Origin of the sequence: Promicromonospora aerolata (genome assembly GCF_042682255.1) — a bacterium.
Classification (GTDB): Bacteria; Actinomycetota; Actinomycetes; order Actinomycetales; family Cellulomonadaceae; genus Promicromonospora; species Promicromonospora aerolata.
On the sequence record NZ_JBHUHF010000001.1, the window covers coordinates 5048177 to 5067440 of the forward strand.

The following is a 19264-nucleotide window of genomic DNA, read 5'->3' on the forward strand; positions in this document are numbered from 1 at the left end:
CCATCTCTCGTTCGGTATCTCTCGTTCGGTTCGGGCGCCTTGCGCGCCTACTGCGTCGGCTGTGCCGAACCCGCCGCCCAGAGGAGCCCGCGGGTGATGGTCCGGTGGATCGCGGGGTGCTCGAGATCCGCGACCGAGTGGCCGACCGTGCAGGCGAAGACCCGGCCCTTGCCCCAGTGGCGCGTCCAGGTCACCGGAACGGTGACGGGCTCCTGCCACGGCGCGTCCGGCCGCGGCTGATGGGTGGTCGTCATGAGGACGTCGCAGGCGGCGTCGTTCTGCACCCAGTACTGCTCGGTGTCCAACCGGATCGTCGACGGAAGACCCTCGACGACCGGGTGGTCGGCGCGTTCGGGCCGGACGACGATCTCGTGGTCGATGGCGTCGTCGGGGTGCGCGACGAACTGGCCGCCGACGATGTGCTGGTAGTCGGTGACGTTGCGGAAGGCGTCCAGCAGCCCGCCGTGCCAGCCGGCGAGCCCGGTGCCGTTCTCGATCGCCACGCGCAGGCCGTGCATCTCCTCGACCAGGATGTCGCCCATCGTCCACGACTGGACGATCAGGTCGGTGCGGGCCATGACCTCTTCGTCGGCGTAGACCTCGAGAGAGTCCTCGACGATCACGTCGAACCCGGCGTCCTGGAGGGACGGGACGAACAGGTCCGTGGTGCCGACCGGGTCGTGACCGTCCCAGCCTCCCCGGACGACGAGTGCCGTACGCGTGGTCATGAAACCTCCTTGGCGGCGATGAGAGCGTCGACCGACGATGGCGCAAGGTACTGCTCGATGACAAGGGTGGCGGCCCCGACGACGCCGGCCTGGGGACCCGCCTCGGACGGCGTGATGCGTAGATGCTGGGTGGCCAGCGGCAGCGACCGCTGGTAGACGACCTCCCGGATGCCCGCCAGGAGATGCTCGCCGGCTCCGGCCAGGATGCCTCCGACGACGATCCGCGCGGGGTTCAGCAGGCTGACCGACGCGGCCAGCACGCTGCCGATGTCCCGGCCGGCCTGGCGGACGGCCTGTCCGGCGGCGACGTCACCGGACCGGACGAGGTCGACGATCTCGTGGGTGCTCTCGACCGAGGCGCCCAGCTCGCGCAGGTGCGCGGCGATGGCGCCACCACCGGCGACGGCCTCGAGACATCCGGTGTTGCCGCACCGGCAGGGGATCTCCCCGGCGCCGGGCACGGTGACGTGGCCGAGGTCGCCGGCGGCCCCCTGGGCGCCCCGACGCAGCTGACCGTCCATGATGATCCCGGCACCGATGCCGGTGGCCACCTTGATGAACAGCAGGTCGTCGACGTCGGGAGCCATCGTGCGGTGCTCACCGAGCGCCATGATGTTGACGTCGTTGTCAACCATCGCCGGCACGCCGAGCCGCGCGTGCAGCTGGGCCGGGACGTCGGCGCCGCCCCAGCCGGGCATGATCGGCGGGTTGACGGGCTGGCCCGTGCTGTGGTCGACGGGGCCGGGCAGGCCGATGCCGATGCCGGCGAGCTCGTCCATGCGGCGTCCGGCCCGGCTGACGAGCTTGCTTCCCGTCTCGGCCACCCAGGTCAGCACGCGGTCGGGGCCTTCGGCGATGGCGAGCGGCTCATCCACGTGCGTGATCGGCTCGCCCGCGAGGTCGGTGACGGCGATCCGGGCGTGGGTGGCGCCCAGGTCGACCCCCAGCACGATCCGTGCCGCCGGGTCGAAGGCGAAGGTCGACGGGGGTCGTCCACCGGTGCTGGTGGCTTCTCCCGCCGGAGTGAGCATGCCGACGGACCGTAGTGCGTCGATCCGCGCGGCGACGGTCGACCGTGACTGCCCGGTCTCGGCGACGAGCGAGGCACGCGTCCGAGGCGCACCGTTCCTGAGCAGTTGGAACATCTCGCCCGCACCCGTAGGTCGCGGTGGGAATTTTGCCAGCCCTTCCATGAGCACAGTGAACCATGCCGCCTTTCCTCCGACTTTTTCGCCCGCCCTACCGCGTCACGGGCTGGTAACGTTCCTAAAGTACCGGAACTTTTGATTGACAGTAAGCAGAAGTGCCGTCTACCGTCGGCGCATGGTCAGCGAAGACTCAAGCGAAGACTCAAGAGCACCGCTGCTCGAGATGCGGGGCATCGTCAAGCACTTCCCTGGCGCCAAGGCACTCGACGGCGTCGACCTCGAGGTCCGCCCCGGCGAGGTGCACTGCCTGCTCGGCCAGAACGGGGCCGGCAAGTCCACCCTCATCAAGACCTTGGCCGGTGCGCACCAGCCCACCGCGGGCGAGGTGCTGCTCGACGGGAAGCCGGTGACCATGCCGGACCCGGTCGCGGCGCTCCGGCTCGGCATCGCCACGATCTACCAGGAGCTGGATGTCGTCGACGGGCTGACCGTCGCCGAGAACATCTACCTGGGGCACGAGCTCGCTCGGAGCGGCGTCACGCGCCGGTCCGACGCGGCGCGGAACACCCGGGCGATCCTGAAGCGGCTCGGCCACCCGGAGATCTCGCCCCACCGCGAGGTAGGGAGCCTGCCGGCAGCCGGCAAGCAGATCGTGTCGCTGGCCCGCGCGCTGTCGCGGGATGCGCGTGTGGTGATCATGGACGAGCCCTCCGCGGTGCTGGACTCCGAGGAGGTCGAGAACCTCCACCGCATCGTGCGCGAGCTGACCGCCGACGGCGTCGCCGTCGTCTACATCTCGCACCGGTTGGAGGAGATCCGCCAGCTCGGTGACCGCATCACGGTGATCAAGGACGGCCGTACGGTGGCGACGAGCCTGTCCGTCGCCGACACGTCGACGGACGACCTGATCAAGCTGATGACGGGGCGCAGCGTCGAGTACACGTTCCCCGCACGCCCCGGCGTGCCGGACGACGCGGCACCGGTGCTCGAGGTCGACGGCCTCGCGCACGGCGAGGTCTTCAAGGACGTCTCGCTCACGGTCCGGGCCGGCGAGATCGTCGGCCTGGCGGGCCTCGTCGGCTCCGGCCGGTCCGAGATCCTCGAGACCATCTACGGGGCGCGGCGGGCGACGTCGGGCACCGTGCGGCTGGGCGGCAAGCGCCTGCGGTCCGGCGTGGACGCGGCGGTCGCGGCGGGCATCGGCCTGTGCCCGGAGGAGCGCAAGAGCCAGGGCCTGCTCCTGGACGAGCCCGTGTACCGGAACATCACCCTGTCCTCGTTCGGGCGCATGGCGCACGGCGGCTGGCTCGACGAGCGTGCCGAGCGTGCCGCGTCGCAGGAGCAGGTCGAGGCCCTCGAGCTGCGGCCCGCGTCCGTGGACCGCGACGCACGCACCCTGTCCGGCGGCAACCAGCAGAAGGTGCTGCTCGCCCGCTGGCTCGTGCACGGCTGTCGCGTGCTGCTGCTCGACGAGCCCACCCGGGGCGTCGACGTGGGCGCGCGCTCCGAGATCTACAACCTGATCCGTCGCCTCGCCGACGACGGCGCGGCCGTCGTCGTCGTGTCGAGCGAGATCCCCGAAGTGCTGGGCCTGGCAGACCGGGTCCTGGTCATCTCCGACGGCCGGGCGGTCCACGACAGCCCCGCCGACGACATCGACGAGCACGCCGTGCTCGACATGGTCATGGAAGGAAGTGTCCCGTGAGTGGACGAGCTGCTGCCCTGTCAGGGCCGGCACTGCGAATGGGCGGCCTCGTGCTTGCCCTCATCCTGCTGTGCGTGGTGGGGATCGCCACCACGGAGGGCAGGTTCGCCTCGGTCGGCAACATCACCACGCTGCTCGCCCTCGCAGCCACGACTGGCGTGGTGAGCATCGGCATGACGTTCGTCATCACCGCCGGCGGCATCGACCTGTCGGTCGGCTCGGTGCTCGGCCTGGCGACCGTCTGGGCGTCCACGCTGTCCACCCAGTACATGGCGGAGGACTACGGCTGGTGGATCATGGTGGTCACCGCGATGGCCGTCGGCCTGGCCGCCGGCCTCGTGAACGGCGCCCTGGTCGCGTACGGCAAGGTACCGGCCTTCATGGCCACCCTCGCCATGCTGGCCGCGGCCAAGGGTCTCGCCGAGCTCATCGCCGGTCGGCAGACGCAGCGTGTCGAGGTGGATCCGTTCCTCGACGTCTTCCGCGCCGACGTGCTCGGCGTACCGATGATCGTGTGGATCTTCGTCGTGGTCGCGGCCGCTGGCTGGTTCCTGCTGAACCGCACCACGTTCGGCCGGCGCACCGTTGCGGTGGGCGGCAACCCCGAGGCCGCACGCCTCGCGGGCATCAAGATCAAGCGGCACACCCTCTACCTGTACGGGCTCACCGGCCTGACGGCGGGTATCGGCGCCGTGATGATGCTGGCCCGCACCACGGCCGGCTCCTCCACGACCGGAACGCTCCTCGAGCTGGACGTCATCGCGGCGGTCGTCGTCGGTGGCACCCTGCTGGCCGGCGGCCGCGGCACCATCACCGGCACCGTGCTGGGCGTCCTCATCTTCTCGACGCTCACCAACGTCTTCATCCTCAACAACATCGACAGCTCGGTCCAGGCGATCGCCAAGGGCGCGATCATCGTGGGCGCCGTGCTGCTGCAGCAGTGGTTCGCGTCGCGCGAGAAGGCGACGAGCACGTGAGCAAGCCTGACCCGTCGCGTATCTCCGGTGCGCGTACCAGCCAACACCCCAGCTCCACCTCCAGATCAAGGGAGATCACGATGACCTCAGTTCGAGCAGTACGTACCCGCCGGGTGTCCGGTGCCTTCATCGCGGCAGCCTGTGCCGCGCTCGTCGTCAGCGGCTGCGTCAGCAACGAGCCCCGCGACGAGGAGACGGCCGCGGCCGGTCCCGTCACGACGACCGAGAACGACGAGCCCGGCGACGAGGTGGTCATCGGCTTCTCCGCCCCGGCCGCCGACCACGGCTGGATGGGCGCCATCACCTCGGCGGCCGAGGCCGAGGCCGAGAAGTACGAGGACGTCGACCTGCGCGTCGCGGAGGGCACCAACGACGTGAACGTCCAGATCAGCCAGATCGAGGGCTTCATCAACGAGGGCGTCGACGCCATCGTGCTGCTGCCGTTCGACGGCGCCGCGCTCACCGAGGTGGCGCTCGAGGCCATGGAGGCCGGCATCCCGGTCGTCAACGTGGACCGCGAGTTCACCAGCCCGTTCGCCGCCCGCACCACGGTGCTGGGCGACAACTACGGCATGGGCGTGAGCGCGGGCACGTACATCTGCGAGCAGATCGGCGACAACAAGGACGCCGTGGTCGCCGAGATCGCCGGTATCGACGCCCTGCCCCTGACGACCGACCGCAGCAACGGCTTCAAGGACGCGCTGGACGACTGCGGGCTCGACGTCGACGCGCGCGTCGCCGCGGACTTCACGGTCCAGGGCGGCGAGGAGGCCACCGCGAACCTGCTGTCCGCCGAGCCCGAGATCGACGCCATCTGGAACCACGACGACGACCAGGGCATCGGCGTGCTCGCCGCTATCGAGAACGCCGACCGCGACGAGTTCTTCCTCGTGGGTGGCGCAGGCTCGCTCGACATGATGGAAGAGATCCAGTCCGGCGACAGCGTGGTGCAGGCGACGGTCGTCTACCCGTCCACCCAGGCTGCTGACGGCGTCAAGCTCGCCCGGCTGATCGCCCAGAACAAGACGGTGAGCGACCTCGCGTCGATCGGCGTGCCCCGGACCATCCAGCTCTTCGCGCCCGTCGTCACGGCGGACAACGTCGAGGAGTACCTGCCGATCGGTTTCGACTCCTGACGCGGTGACGCAGCAGATGACGCCCGCCAGGGCGTGCGACACGGCGGTGAGACAACAGTGGCGGGGAGGCGCGGTATGAGTACTGGTAAGAGCGAGCTCGGGGTCGGCATGGTCGGCTACTCGTTCATGGGGGCAGCACATTCGCAGGCGTGGCGCACGGCGCCGCGGTTCTTCGACCTGGCGCTGACGCCGCGCATGCGTGCGGTGGCGGGCCGGGACGAGGCCGCGGTCCGTGCGGCCGCCGACCGGCTCGGCTGGGACGAGGCGGTCGTCGGGTGGCGCGAGCTGCTCACGCGGGACGACATCGGACTGGTCGATGTCTGTACGCCGGGTGACACGCACGCCGAGATCGCGGTCGCGGCGCTGGAGGCCGGCAAGCACGTCCTGTGCGAGAAGCCGCTGGCCAACAGCGTGGCCGAGGCCGAGAAGATGGTGGCTGCCGCCGACGCGGCAGCCGAGCGGGGCGTGCACGCGATGGTGGGGTTCACCTACCGCCGCGTGCCCGCCATCGCGCTGGCCCGCCGGCTCGTGGAACAGGGCCGGATCGGCGAGATCCGGCACGTGCGGGCCCAGTACCTGCAGGACTGGATAGCCGACCCCGAGGCGCCGATGTCCTGGCGCCTGGACAAGCAGAAGGCGGGTTCCGGTGCGCTGGGCGACATCGGCGCCCACGTCGTGGACCTGGCCAGGTTCATCACGGGCGAGTCGCTCACCGGAGTGAGCGGCCTGCTCGAGACCTTCGTCCACGAGCGGCCGGAGGCGTCGTCGTCCTCCGGCCTGTCGGGCGTCGCCGACGGCGGCCGCACGGGCAAGGTCACGGTGGACGACGCCGCGGTGTTCCTCGGGCGGCTGTCCGGCGGCGGCCTGGCGACCTTCGAGGCGACCCGGTTCGCCTGGGGCCGCAAGAACGCCATCCGGCTGGAGATCAACGGCTCGAAGGGTTCGCTCGCGTTCGACTTCGAGGACATGAACCTCCTGCACTTCTTCGACGCCACCGACGATGTGACGACCGCCGGCTTCCGTCGGATCGTCGTCACCGAGCCGGAGCACCCGTACGGCGGCGCCTGGTGGCCGCCGGGGCACGGTCTCGGCTACGAGCACGCCTTCACGCACCAGGTCGTCGACCTGATGGGCGACCTGGCGGAGCGGCGGCAGCCCACGCCGTCGTTCCGGGACGGCCTGGAGGTCCAGCGGGTGCTGGACGCCGTCGAGCGCAGTGCCCAGCAGGGCAGCGGCTGGGTGGAGCTGCCCTGACGGGCGGCTCCGACGAGAGGAGGAGCGGAACCTCGGCAGAGATGCGAGGCAGGTAGCAGCAGGACCGGTACCGATGTCGTCAGGGCCGACGGCTCGGATTCCCGGAGCGCAAACAAGACCATTCGACGACGAAGGAGTTCTTGGTGAAGGATTTGCTCTGGGGAGTACCGCGGGCGGGTGTACGGCTGCTTGCCGTCACCGCCGCGCTCGCGGTCGCCGCTCCCATGATGCTGGCCGGCGCTACGTCGGCGCAGGCGGCCGTCGAGGCCGCACCGCCTACCGCGCCGCTCGCCGCGGCGCCACCCGAGTCCGACCCGTTCGACGTGCTCGTCTTCTCCAAGACGGCAGGGTTCCGGCACGGATCGATCCCCGCGGGTATCGCGGCGATCGAGCAGCTCGGCGCCGACCACGGGTTCACGGTGGACGCCACCGAGGACGCCGGGGCGTTCACCGACGAGAACCTGGCGAACTACGACGTGGTCGCCTGGCTCTCCACGACCGGTGACGTCCTCGACGGCCAGCAGCAGGCCGCGTTCGAGCGCTACATCCAGGGTGGCGGCGGCTACGCCGGCATCCACGCGGCCTCCGACACGGAGTACGACTGGCCGTGGTACGGGGAGCTGGTGGGGGCCTACTTCAGCTCCCACCCGCAGAACCAGGACGCCACGGTCAAGGTCGAGGACTCCGACCACGCCTCGACCGAGCACCTGCCGCAGCGGTGGCAGCGCTACGACGAGTGGTACAACTACCGCTCCAACCCGCGTGACGAGGTGCACGTCCTCGCCTCGCTGGACGAGTCGACGTACGACGCCGGGACGGGCGCGATGGGCGCGGAGCACCCGATCGCCTGGTGCCAGGACTACGACGGAGGCCGGTCCTGGTACAGCGGTGGTGGGCACACCGACGCCTCGTACGCCGAGCCGGAGTTCCTGGAGCACCTGCTGGGTGGCCTGCAGACCGCGGCCGGAGCCGTGGACTCCAACTGTGCCGCGACACAGAGCGACAGCTACGAGATGGTGCCGCTCGACGAGGACACGGCGAACCCGATGATGCTGGACGTGGCCGATGACGGCACCGTCTTCTACGTCGAGCGCGACGGCCGCGTCCAGGTGATCGACCCGGAGGCGAACACCACGAGCACCGCGGTGACGCTCTCGGTCACCCAGTCCAACGAGGACGGCCTGACCGGGGTCGTGCTCGATCCCGACTTCGCGTCCAACGGGTGGATCTACCTGTTCTGGTCCCCGCAGGACGTCGGCGACGACGGGCCCCACAACCGGGTCTCGCGCTTCGACTACGACGCGGCCTCGGGCACGATCGACCCGGCGACCGAGGAGACCGTGCTCGTCATCCCGACGCAGCGCCAGACGTGCTGCCACGCCGGCGGTGACATGGTCTTCGACGCCGACGGCAACCTGTACGTCGCCACCGGGGACAACACGAACCCGTTCGAGTCCCAGGGGTACGCGCCGGTGGACGAGCGGGCCGGCCGCGAGAACTACGACTCCCAGCGCACGTCGGCCAACAGCAACGACCTGCGCGGCAAGGTGCTGCGGATCACGCCGCAGGACGACGGCTCGTACACCATCCCCGAGGGCAACATGTTCGCTGCGGGTGAGGCGGACACGCTGCCGGAGATCTATGCGATGGGCTTCCGCAACCCGTTCCGGATCGGGGTCGACCCGGCGAACGGCAACGTGCTCGTGGCCGACTACGGCCCGGACGCGGGATCGGCCAGCGAGGCCCGAGGGCCCGCCGGCACGGTCGAGTGGAACGTCGTGAGCGAGCCGGGATTCTACGGCTGGCCGTACTGCACGGGCGCGAACGCCGACTACCGCGCCTACGACTTCGCCACGGGACAGTCCGGTGCGGCGTTCGACTGCGCCGGTGGTCCGGTGAACGACTCGCCCAACAACACCGGCATCACGCAGCTGCCGCCGGCCGTGGAGGCGGAGGTCTGGTACGGGTACGCGACCAACCCGCTGTTCCCCGAGATCGGTGGGGGCGGCGCACCGATGGGCGGCCCGGTCTACGAGTACGACCCGGAGCTGGAGTCGGACGTCAAGTGGCCGGCCTACTGGGACGGCAAGGCGCTGTTCGGGGAGTGGAACCAGGGACGGATGTACTCGTTCCAGCTCGCCGGCGAGCAGCGCCACGACCTCGTGGACATCAACCGGGTCCTGCCCGGGGTCTTCGACCCGCAGGCCGGGTTCGACCGTCCGATGGACTTCGACTTCGGTCCTGACGGCGCCCTGTACGTCGTCGACTGGGGTTCCGGCTTCGGCGGCAACAACGACAGCTCCGGCGTGTACCGGGTCAACTACGTCAAGGGCGACCCGGCACCCATCGCGCAGGCCACGGCCGACGTGACCGACGGTGTGGCCCCGCTGACCGTGCAGTTCTCGTCGGAGGGCACCCGGCACCCGGCCGGGGAACCGATCACGCTGCAGTGGACGTTCGGCGACGGTTCGGAACCGAGCACCGAGGCGAACCCGACCCACACCTACACGGAGAACGGGCGCTACACCGCCCAGCTCGTCGCCACCGACCCCTCCGGGCAGACCGGTGTGGCGAACGTGACGATCGTGGTCGGCAACGTCGCCCCCGAGGTGACGATCACCTTCCCCGAGAACGGTGGCTTCTTCGAGTGGGGCGACCAGGTGCGTTACGACATCGATGTCAATGACCCTGACGGGGACGTGACCTGCGCGGACGTCTCGCTGTTCACCTCGCTCGGCCACGACTCCCACGCCCACCCGTTCGACGAGCTGACCGGCTGCGAGGGCGTCATCCAGACCGCCCGCGACGAGGGCCACGGCATCGAGTCGAACATCTTCTGGGTGATCGAGGCGTTCTACACGGACGACGGCGGAGCGGCCGGCGCACCGCTGACGGCCACCGACCTGCAGGTGCTCCAGCCCAAGCTGGTCCAGTCGGAGTTCTTCACCGGCACGGGCCGGGTCGACGGCATCGGTGACGGCGCCGGCGACCCCGGCGTCCAGATCGAGGAGACGGGCGACACCGCCGGCGGCGGCCAGAACATCGGGTACATCGAACCCGGTGACTACTGGGCGCACGAACCGGTGGGCCTGGGCGGCATCGACGCGATCTCGCTGCGCGCCGCCTCCCCCGGCGGCGGGGAGGTCTCGGTGCGCTGGGACGCCCCCGACGGTCCGGAGATCGGCCGCATCACGGTGCCCGGCACCGGCGACTGGCAGCAGTACGTCGACGCCCGGACCGAGCTCACCGACGCACCGTCCGGCTCGGGCTCCCTGTACTTCGTCCTGCTCTCCGGTGGGATCAACGTCAACTGGATGCAGATCGACGGCCGCGGTGTCACCGACAACGAACGGCCGGAGGTCAGCCTGACGGTCGACCCGATGGCGGGCGACGCCCCGCTGACGGTCACCGCGACCGCCGAGGCCACCGACCCCGACGGAACCGGCGACCTGACCTACGCCTGGGACGCCGGACTCGGTGACGGGTTCGTCGACGGCACGTCGGCCTTCGAGCACACCTACGACGAGCCGGGCACCTACCGGCTCCAGGTGCGCGTCACCGACGAGGGCGGCGCCTACGCCGTCGAGTACGTCATGGTCGAGGTCACCGGAACCCTTCCGGAACCGACACCCTGCCTGGCGGGCCGGTCGGACGACTTCCTCGGTGCCGAGCTCGACCCGGAGCGCTGGACCGTGCTGGACCGCAACCAGGACCTGCAGGTCGCCGACGGGGTCCTCACGATCCCGGCGAGCGCCACGGACATCTACGGCACGAACAACACGACGGTGCCGAACCTCGTCCTGCAGGACCTGCCCGACGGCCCGTTCACCGCGACGGCCAAGGTCACCATCCCGGCCCACGCGCAGTACCAGCAGGCAGGCCTGCTGATCTACGGGGACGCGGACAACTACGCGAAGATGGTCATCCAGGGCCGTTCGGCACCTGCCGACCCGGCGACGCGCATCTTCCAGTACATCCGTGAGGAGGCCGGCGCACCCAACGAGGTCGGCGACTCCAACACCGCCGCCCTGGGCCAGGAGTACCCCGACACGGTGTACGTGCGGCTGGCGAGCAGCGACGGCGCGGACCTCACGGCGTCGTACTCGGCGGACGGCGTGGAGTTCACGGCCATGCCGCAGACCAAGGCGCTCGCCGGCATCGACGACCCGCAGATCGGGCTCGTCGCACTCGCCGGTGCGGGCTCGGCCGCGGACGTCGTGGACGCGCAGTTCGACTGGTTCCACATCACCCCGGACGACACGGCCGGGACCCCCGGGCCCGCGGACGAGTTCGACGGGACCACTCTCGACGGCTGCCGCTGGGACGTGGTGCGGGAGGACCCGTCGGGCTACCGGGTGACCGGTGGCGCGCTGGAGATCGACACGACCGCCACGGACATCTACACGGGCAGCAACACCGGCACGCCGAACATCGTCGTGCAGGACCTGCCGGAGGACGACTGGACCGTCGAGACCAAGGTGGACGGGTCGGACTTCGACCAGCAGTACCAGCAGGGCGGTCTCATCGTGTACGGGGACGACGACAACTACGTCAAGCTCGACCTCGTGACCGACAACGCGGCGGGCGACCCGGTCGCGCAACGCATCGAGCTGCGCAGCGAGGTCGGCTCCGTGGTGCAGGACCCGCAGCCGAACGCGAACGACCTCACGTCGGGCGTGTGGCACCTGCGGCTGACGAAGCAGGGCTCGACCTACACCGGTGAGTACAGCGCGGACGGTGCGGACTGGACCGCCCTCGCCGACGCGGTGACCCACGAGGGGCTCCAGGACGCGCGGGTGGGCCTGTACGCCCTCGGGGCCGCTCAGCAGTCGGCGGCCACGGCGTCGTTCGAGTACTTCCGGACGGCCGGTTCCGCCGAGCCGCTCGAGGTGACGGGCACGTTGTCGCCGGCTGAGCCGGACGGGTCCGACGGCCAGTGGGCCGGGCCCGTCACCGTCACGGTGGAGACGTCCGGCGGTCCGGCCGGTGCCCAGGTGTACCGGGAGGTCAACGTCGACGACGAGGGCTGGACCGAGTACACGGCACCGCTGGAGATCTCGGCGGCCGGCGCCCACACCGTCCAGGTGCGGGCCTCGGTGGACGGCGAGACGGTGGTCGGCGAGACCCTCGAGTTCACGATCGCAGAGCCGGCCGTCGAGGCGGTTCCCGCCGTCGAGATCGTCCAAGCGACGTGCTCGTACGACGCCTCGGGAGCCGAGGTCGTCACCGGTGGCGCGCTGGTCACCGCCCAGGTGGCGGGCGTGCGCTCCTACGTCGTGCGCGAGTGGGTCGACGGCACCGCCGGTGACCGCGTGGACGACCTGGAGGACGTGGCACCAGGGACGTACCGGATCGCGGCCCGACCGGCCGACGGGTACGTCCTTGTCGCCGAGGACGGCTGGAAGGTCCGCGACAACGGGCTCGCCGTGCTCTTCGTGACGATCGAGGAGCCGGAGTGCCCCGACCCGAACACGCCGGACGTCGTGGTGGCGGCGGCGACGTGCGACGCGGGTGGGTCGATCGATCCCGTCGTGCTCCCGGGTGTGCGCGGCTACACCGTGCACGGCTGGGTCGACGGCTCGCCGCGCGGCAAGGTACGGGACCTGGGCGACCTCGCTCCGGGTGACTACCGGGTGACCGCCTCGCCGGCCAGGGGCGCCGACCTGACAGCCGCGGGGGACTGGGAGCTCCTGCGGTCCGGCAAGGCAAGCATCGTCGTCACCGTCGAAGAGAGGTGTGACTGAGAGACCTGGGGCGTGCGCCGGCCCTCGGCGCACGCCCCGCTGACCGTCGTCGGCCGCCACCGCGCTGAACGCCCGTCGCCGACCTGGCCCAAGGTCGGCGACGGGGAGCGGTGGCGGCCGGCGGCAGGGCCGGTGAACGCCGGCCCATCCTCGGCACGGGGTGGACGCGCTCCGGCCCCGTGCCGAGGCCCCACGGGGCCGCCGGCCCCTGGTCGAGTCAGGGCCGCCGGCCCTGGTTGAGTCGGAGAGGAACGAACATGGAACGGTTCACCCGCCTCGGTGCGGTGCTCCTGCTGACGTGGGGGCTCGCCGCCGGGCCTGCCGTCATGGCTCCGGCTGCGGCGCACGGCGGCAAGATCGACGTCGAGCTCGGCACCGACGGCGCCGGCGGCATCTCCGCTGCCGTGACCTGGGCAGGTGACGACCACCCCGTCGAGGAGTCGGCCGTCGTGGTCGTGCGGGCGGTCTCCGACGCCGGCGAGGAGGTCGGCCCCGTCACGCTCGTCTCCGCCTCGGAGGGCGTCGGCTGGTACCGCTCGGAGCCCGCGCTGCTCGACGAGGGGCACTGGACGGTCACCGCGCGGGTGAAGGAACCGCGGAAGGCAAAGGTCGAGGTCGAGGTCGATGTCGTCACGCCGGCCGCACCGCCGTCCGACCCCGCGCAATCCGACCCTGCGCCGTCCGACCCCGGACCCGAGGCTCCCGAGATCACCGCCGAGGCGGACGCCGCCGGCGCGGCGTCGGCCGGCGGGACACCGACCTCCAGCGGCCTGCCGGGCTGGACCGGCTGGGTGCTGGGAGCGCTGGTCGCCGCCGGAGGGGTGGTGGCCGTCGTCGTCCTGCGTCGCCGGACGACGTGACCGAAGACCGATGGGCACGACCGGCGCCGCCGGATCGTCACGCACAGGAGGAAAGCACATGACACGACCGATCACCCTGTTCACCGGCCAGTGGGCCGACCTGCCGCTCGAAGAGGTGGCGCGCCTCGCGGGCGAGTGGGGCTACGACGGCCTCGAGCTCGCCTGCTGGGGCGATCACCTCGACCCGTGGCGCTGGGACGACGACGAGTACGTCGCCGGGCGACTGGAGCTGCTGGAGCGGCACGGCCTGAAGCTGTGGGCGATCTCCAACCATCTCAAGGGCCAGGCCGTCTGTGACGACCCGATCGACCAGCGGCACCGCGACATCGTGTCCGACCGGGTGTGGGGCGACGGCGATCCCGAGGGTGTGCGCCAGCGCGCCGCGGAGGAGATGAAGAACACCGCCCGGCTCGCCGCCAAGCTCGGCGTCAAGACGGTCGTCGGGTTCACCGGCTCCGCGATCTGGAAGTACGTGGCGATGTTCCCGCCCGTGTCCGACGCCGCGATCGAGGCGGGCTACCAGGACTTCGCGGACCGCTGGAACCCGATCCTTGACGTGTTCGACGAGGTGGGCGTCAAGTTCGCCCACGAGGTGCACCCGAGCGAGATCGCCTACGACTACTGGACCACCGTCCGCACGCTCGAGGCGATCGGCCACCGCGAGGCGTTCGGCCTGAACTGGGATCCGAGCCACATGGTGTGGCAGGACCTGGACCCGGTCAGCTTCCTCTGGGACTTCAAGGACCGCATCTACCACGTGGACTGCAAGGACACGAAGAAGCGCATGACCAACGGCCGCAACGGCCGCATGGGCTCGCACCTGCCGTGGGCCGACCCGCGCCGCGGCTGGGACTTCGTCTCCACCGGGCACGGCGACGTGCCGTGGGAGGACGCGTTCCGGATGCTCAACACGATCGGCTACGACGGCCCGATCTCCGTGGAGTGGGAGGACGCGGGCATGGACCGCCTGATCGGCGCGCCCGAGGCGCTCCAGTTCGTCCGCTCGCACGCGTACGACGCACCCGACTCGGCGTTCGACGCCGCCTTCTCGACCCGCTGAGTCTTCCGACGGCAGAGACTCGCTCTGCCCGCTGACCTCTGCCCGCTGAGCAAGGAGGTATGCCCCGCAACGCACGGTACGACCCGCCGTCATGGTCCGACGGCGGAGCTGCGTGAGGACGCAGGACCGGGCCCCGGACGAATGGGATGCGCACGAGGCCCGGTCGGCGTGACGAACTCGACGAGGAGCTGCATCACGTATGAAGACTATCCAGGCACGCGCTCGAGCGCGGCAAAAGAAGGCGCTCGCGGCGCTCGCCGCGACCTCACTGATCGGTGTGGCCCTCCTGGCCGCGCCGACGGCATCGGCCCAGGGCACGGACGAGTCCGAGACCGCCGCGGCGGCCGACACGGACTGGAACAACTACGAGAAGGTCCTGCTCACCAAGGACGTCGGCGAGCCCATCGACATGGCGGTGCTCCCCGACCGGCGGGTCCTGCACACGGCCCGCAACGGTGAAGTGCGGGTGACCGACCCGGCGACGGGCGTCACCAAGGCGGCGGGCACCCTCGATGTCTACGCCAACTCGGAGGACGGCCTGCAGGGCATCGCCCTCGCCCCGGACTTCGCGACGAGCAACGAGGTCTACCTCGTCTACGCACCGCGGGACGCCGACGGTGACGGGCAGGCGGACACTCCTGCGGGCAACGCGCCCAACTCGCTGCCCGCCGGCGAGGACGAGAGCTACTGGGACCGGTGGGTCGGCGTGAACCGCCTCGCCAAGTTCACGTGGACCGGTGATGCTCTCGACCTGGCGTCGGAGCAGCCGATCCTCGACATCGAGGTGCAGCGCGGCCAGTGCTGTCACGTCGGCGCGGACATCGACTTCGACGCGGAGGGCAACCTCTACCTGTCCACCGGCGACAACACGCCGGCCGGCACGCCGGGGGCCAGCGGGTACGCCCCGAACAACGACGCACCGGGGATGAACCCGGGCTTCGACGCCCGCCGGGGTGCCGGGAACACGAACGATCTGCGCGGCAAGATCCTGCGGATCGACGTGAAGGACGACATCGCCGCCGGCACGCCGCCGGGGGAGGGCAGCACGTACGACGTCCCCGCCGGCAACCTGTTCGCACCCGGTGCGGTGGGCACGCGTCCCGAGATCTTCGTGATGGGCGTGCGCAACCCGTTCCGCATCGAGGTCGACCCGGAGACGAACTCCCTGACCTGGGGCGACTACGGTCCCGACGCGGGTGCGGCGAACCCGGACCGCGGGCCGATGGGCTATGTGGAGTGGAACGCCGTGGGCCTCGACGACCCGCACAACTCCGGCTGGCCGTACTGCCACGGGCCGAACGCGGCCTACAACGAGTGGGACTTCGCGACCGCGACGCCCGGCGAGTTCTTCGACTGCGCCGCGCCGCAGAACAACTCCCGCTGGAACACGGGTCTCACCGACCTGCCCGCCGCGCGTGCGGCGACCGTGTACTACGGCGACCAGCCGGGCCAGCAGCCGCGTGACGAGCTCGTGAACTTCGGTTCCGGCCGGGGCCAGGCCCCGATGGGTGGACCCGTCTACCACTTCGACGCCGAGAACACCGCGCCCGGCAAGTTCCCCGCGTACTGGGACAACAAGGCCTTCTTCGGTGAGTTCTCCCAGGACTACTACGCGGCGTTCAGCGTTGACTGGTCCACGTTCGAGCTCGGCGAGATCGAGGACTTCTTCCCCAACAGTGCCGTCGAGGCCGCGGGCATGAAGACCCACGACAACCCGATCGACCTCGAGTTCGGCCCGGACGGGTCCCTCTACGTGCTCGAGTACGGCGACGGCTTCTTCCGGCAGAACCCCGACTCCGGGCTCTACCGCATCGACTACGCCGAGGGGAACAAGGCGCCGCAGGCGCGGTTCACGGCCACGCCGGGATCGTCGTCGCAGGCTCCGCTGGAGGTCACGTTCGACGCCTCCGGGTCCAGCGACCCCGACGGTGACACCCTCACCTACGAGTGGGACGTGGACGGCGACGGCACGTTCGACGCCACCGGCGTCCGCACCACGCACACGTACACCGAGCTCGACGTGTACACCGCACGCCTGCGGGTCACCGACCAGAGCGGCAAGTTCACGCTCACCTCGCGCGACATCAGCGTGGGCAACCAGGCACCAGAGGTCACCGTGGAGTTCCCGGCCGACGGCGGCTTCTTCGACTGGGGCGCCGATGTGCCGTTCCAGGTGACCACGCAGGACGCCGAGGACGGCGCCGAGACGGTGTGCGAGCGGGTGTCGTGGTCGTACGGTCTCGGCCACGACGAGCACGCCCACCCGGAGGTCTCCGGCACCGGGTGCACCGGTGTGTTCCCCACCGACCCCAACTCCCCGGAGCACGGCGCGGGGGCCCACCTGTACGGGGCAGTGGTGGTCACCTACACCGACGGCGGGGCGAACGGCCTGCCGCCGGCCACCGGTGAGGCGACCGTCCGCCTGAACCCGAAGCTGCAGCAGGCGGAGCACGCGACCGGGGACGGCGTGGAGGTCGTCGCCTCCGATGCGGCGTCGGCCGGCGCCTACGTGACCGGCCTGGGCAACGGCGACTCGCTGGGGCTCACGCAGGTCAACCTCAGCGGTATCGACAGCGCGACGGCCACCGTCCGGGGCAAGGGCAAGCTCCAGCTCCGCTGGGACTCGCCCACGGCCAAGCCGTTCGCCACCGCCAAGGTGCGCAGCGGTCAGGCGTGGCAGGACGTCGCCCTGCCGTTCGGCGCCCCCGAGGGCACCGGAACCCTGTACGTCACCACGAACGGGACGCTCGACGTCGACGCGGTGACCATGGTCGGCGCGGGCGTGGGGACGCCCCCGGCGGCAGCAGAGAACGTGACCGGCCCGACCGGGGCCGCTCAGACAGAAGGAGAGCAGTGATGGAATCACGCACTGACGTCGACCGCAGGAACTTCCTGAGGCTGGCCGGCGGCACCGTAGCCGTCGGCGCGGCTTCGCTCGCCGGCGTGGCCCTCGCGGGCAGCGCCGCCGCCTCCACCCTCGCCCCGACGACGGCGGCGGCGCCCGCGACCACCGCCGCGGGCACGGGCCGGGTGCTCGTCCCGCCGGGCCAGATCGGGATCCAGCTCTACTCGATCCGGGACAAGGTCTCGTCGCTCGGCTTCCGCACCGTGTTCGAGCGGCTCTCGGCCATGGGCTACGCGGAGATCGAGTTCGCCGGGTACTCGCAGGGCCAGGTCGGGCCGATCACGCCGCAGGAGATCCGGCAGCTGCTCGACGACAACGGCCTGCGCGCTGTCGGGTCGCACCGCGGCATCCGGGACTTCGTGAACAACCTCGAGCAGGAGCTCGACATCGCCGAGATCCTGGGCACGGAGCACGTGGGCACCGCGAACGCGCCCACGTCGGACCGCACGGTCGCCGGCTACCTCGCCGCGGCCGAGCAGTTCAACGGGTTCGGGGCGGCCGCGGCCGCCCGCGGCCTGAAGTTCTACCAGCACAACCACGACGGGGAGTTCAGCTTCGCGACGGACAACCCCGACGTGCGCCTGTACGACGTCTTCTACGACAACACCGACCCCGCGAAGGTGTTCCTCGAGATGGACGTCTACTGGGCGTTCGTGGGCCAGCACCGGTACCCGGGCTTCGAGCCGGTGGACTACATCAAGCGCAACCCGCACCGGTACCCGCTCCTGCACCTCAAGGACGGAGAGGTGAACCCGGAGAACTCGGGCGGCTACGACATCGTGGAGTTCGGTGCCGGCGACCTGCCGTACACCGAGTTCCTGTCGGCACTCGGCGGTGGCGGCCGCCGCCACGGGATCTGGGAGCAGGACAACGCCTCCTCCCGGCCGGCGCCCGGCTTCCCGGTCGACTCGTTCGGGAACGCCGAGCGGTCCTACGTCGAGATCCGGTCGCTCCGGCGCGGCTGAGCAGTGCTCGCGGGGGGTGTGGCCGACGCCGGCGGCGTCGGCCACACCCCCCGCGGTGTCGGTGGCGCCCCGCCGCTAGCGGGTGCGGAGCAGCACCAGGTCCTCGTGCGCGAGTCCGCCCACCACGTAGGGGCGCTGCCCGACCGTCTCGAAGCCGTGCTTGCGGTAGAACGCCTGGGCCCGCAGGTTCAGGGCGTTCGTCCCCAGCCAGTAGGGCAGGTCCGGGCCGAGCTCGGCCGCCGCATCGGCGGCAGCCCGCATGAGCTCACCGGCGACGCCGCCGCCCTGCACGCCGGGCTGGACGTAGATCTTGGACAGCTCGACATACGGGGCGTCGAGCCCGCTCGCCTGCCGCACGGCGTCCGCCTCGGCCGCACCCTCGGGCGCCCCACGGACCAGCAGTGCGTATCCGAGCAGCCGCGTGCCGTCGTCGTGCACGAGGAGGGCGTGCCGGTCGCTGGCCGCCCACTCGCGGAAGTGGCCGGGCGTCAGCTTCTCCGCGATGTGCGTGGCCATCTCGGTCCGTGCGGCCTCGGGTGGGCAGGCGAGGGGGAAGGTGAGCGCGGCGAGCCACGCGACGTCGGCAGCGTCGGCGGCGGTGGCTCTGCGCACGACGCCGGGGACGGCCGGCGTCGCGACAGACGTCCCGCGCCCGTCGGGAGTGATCTGCTGGGCGGTGGGTGTCGCGGTACTGGTGGCGGAGGTCGGCCTGGTCTCGGAGGTCACGGTCCGAACGTATACGCGTGCAGGCCGCGGCGGTCGAGGCGCTGTCACCGGAAAAT

12 protein-coding genes are annotated in these 19264 nt (G+C 70.9%); 9 read left to right on the forward strand and 3 right to left on the reverse strand.

Annotation, left to right across the window (positions count from 1 at the left end; all coding sequences use genetic code 11):
- Positions 1–47 precede the first annotated feature (47 nt).
- Together ACFSL2_RS22425 and ACFSL2_RS22430 are read right to left on the reverse strand one after the other, a co-directional pair.
- Positions 48–728: a ThuA domain-containing protein gene (locus ACFSL2_RS22425; protein WP_377199966.1), complete on the reverse strand. Its 681-nt coding sequence runs from the start codon at positions 726–728 to the stop codon at positions 48–50.
- On the reverse strand, positions 725–1873 hold the full coding sequence (locus tag ACFSL2_RS22430; protein ID WP_377199967.1) for an ROK family protein: 1149 nt from the start codon (positions 1871–1873) through the stop codon (positions 725–727). The genes ACFSL2_RS22425 and ACFSL2_RS22430 overlap by 4 nt, the downstream gene beginning before the upstream one ends.
- Positions 1874–2051: 178 nt before the next feature.
- Here ACFSL2_RS22430 and ACFSL2_RS22435 point away from each other — a divergent pair, with 178 nt between their 5' ends.
- The 9 genes from ACFSL2_RS22435 to ACFSL2_RS22475 all read left to right on the forward strand — a co-directional run bounded on the left by ACFSL2_RS22435 (position 2052) and on the right by ACFSL2_RS22475 (position 18482).
- Positions 2052–3581: a sugar ABC transporter ATP-binding protein gene (locus ACFSL2_RS22435; protein WP_377199968.1), complete on the forward strand. Its 1530-nt coding sequence runs from the start codon at positions 2052–2054 to the stop codon at positions 3579–3581.
- Between the two features lie 38 nt (positions 3582–3619).
- Positions 3620–4558, forward strand: a complete 939-nt coding sequence (locus tag ACFSL2_RS22440) for an ABC transporter permease (RefSeq protein ID WP_377200875.1) — start codon at positions 3620–3622, stop codon at positions 4556–4558.
- Positions 4559–4638: 80 nt separating this feature from the next.
- Positions 4639–5694 carry a substrate-binding domain-containing protein gene (locus ACFSL2_RS22445; protein ID WP_377199969.1) on the forward strand — a complete coding sequence of 352 codons (1056 nt, stop codon included), beginning with the start codon at positions 4639–4641 and terminating at the stop codon, positions 5692–5694.
- Positions 5695–5769: 75 nt separating this feature from the next.
- The gene (locus ACFSL2_RS22450; protein WP_377199970.1) at positions 5770–6948 is read left to right on the forward strand and encodes a Gfo/Idh/MocA family protein; all 1179 of its coding nucleotides are present in this window, start codon (positions 5770–5772) and stop codon (positions 6946–6948) included.
- A gap of 143 nt (positions 6949–7091) precedes the next feature.
- The gene (locus ACFSL2_RS22455) at positions 7092–12692 is read left to right on the forward strand and encodes a ThuA domain-containing protein (protein WP_377199971.1); all 5601 of its coding nucleotides are present in this window, start codon (positions 7092–7094) and stop codon (positions 12690–12692) included.
- Positions 12693–12949: 257 nt separating this feature from the next.
- Positions 12950–13552 (forward strand): hypothetical protein, encoded by a 603-nt coding sequence (locus tag ACFSL2_RS22460; RefSeq protein ID WP_377199972.1) that lies wholly within the window; start codon positions 12950–12952, stop codon positions 13550–13552.
- A gap of 58 nt (positions 13553–13610) precedes the next feature.
- A complete protein-coding gene (locus ACFSL2_RS22465; RefSeq protein WP_377199973.1) occupies positions 13611–14612 on the forward strand; it encodes a sugar phosphate isomerase/epimerase family protein in 1002 nt (333 codons plus the stop codon).
- A gap of 199 nt (positions 14613–14811) precedes the next feature.
- Positions 14812–17469: a PQQ-dependent sugar dehydrogenase gene (locus ACFSL2_RS22470; RefSeq protein WP_377199974.1), complete on the forward strand. Its 2658-nt coding sequence runs from the start codon at positions 14812–14814 to the stop codon at positions 17467–17469.
- Positions 17469–18482 carry a sugar phosphate isomerase/epimerase family protein gene (locus ACFSL2_RS22475; protein WP_377199975.1) on the forward strand — a complete coding sequence of 338 codons (1014 nt, stop codon included), beginning with the start codon at positions 17469–17471 and terminating at the stop codon, positions 18480–18482. Before ACFSL2_RS22470 ends, ACFSL2_RS22475 begins: the two co-directional genes overlap by 1 nt.
- A 75-nt stretch (positions 18483–18557) precedes the next feature.
- Here ACFSL2_RS22475 and ACFSL2_RS22480 read toward each other — a convergent pair whose 3' ends face one another.
- Positions 18558–19208 carry a GNAT family N-acetyltransferase gene (locus tag ACFSL2_RS22480; protein ID WP_377199976.1) on the reverse strand — a complete coding sequence of 217 codons (651 nt, stop codon included), beginning with the start codon at positions 19206–19208 and terminating at the stop codon, positions 18558–18560.
- Positions 19209–19264: the final 56 nt, after the last annotated feature.

Coding starts and splice junctions, on each gene's coding strand:
- ACFSL2_RS22460 (WP_377199972.1), top strand. CDS start 12,950: ATGGAACGGTTCACCCGCCTCGGTGCGGTGCTCCTGCTGACGTGGGGG.
- ACFSL2_RS22430 (WP_377199967.1), bottom strand. CDS start 1,873: ATGTTCCAACTGCTCAGGAACGGTGCGCCTCGGACGCGTGCCTCGCTC.
- ACFSL2_RS22470 (WP_377199974.1), top strand. CDS start 14,812: ATGAAGACTATCCAGGCACGCGCTCGAGCGCGGCAAAAGAAGGCGCTC.
- ACFSL2_RS22445 (WP_377199969.1), top strand. CDS start 4,639: ATGACCTCAGTTCGAGCAGTACGTACCCGCCGGGTGTCCGGTGCCTTC.
- ACFSL2_RS22440 (WP_377200875.1), top strand. CDS start 3,620: ATGGGCGGCCTCGTGCTTGCCCTCATCCTGCTGTGCGTGGTGGGGATC.
- ACFSL2_RS22465 (WP_377199973.1), top strand. CDS start 13,611: ATGACACGACCGATCACCCTGTTCACCGGCCAGTGGGCCGACCTGCCG.
- ACFSL2_RS22475 (WP_377199975.1), top strand. CDS start 17,469: ATGGAATCACGCACTGACGTCGACCGCAGGAACTTCCTGAGGCTGGCC.
- ACFSL2_RS22435 (WP_377199968.1), top strand. CDS start 2,052: ATGGTCAGCGAAGACTCAAGCGAAGACTCAAGAGCACCGCTGCTCGAG.
- ACFSL2_RS22425 (WP_377199966.1), bottom strand. CDS start 728: ATGACCACGCGTACGGCACTCGTCGTCCGGGGAGGCTGGGACGGTCAC.
- ACFSL2_RS22450 (WP_377199970.1), top strand. CDS start 5,770: ATGAGTACTGGTAAGAGCGAGCTCGGGGTCGGCATGGTCGGCTACTCG.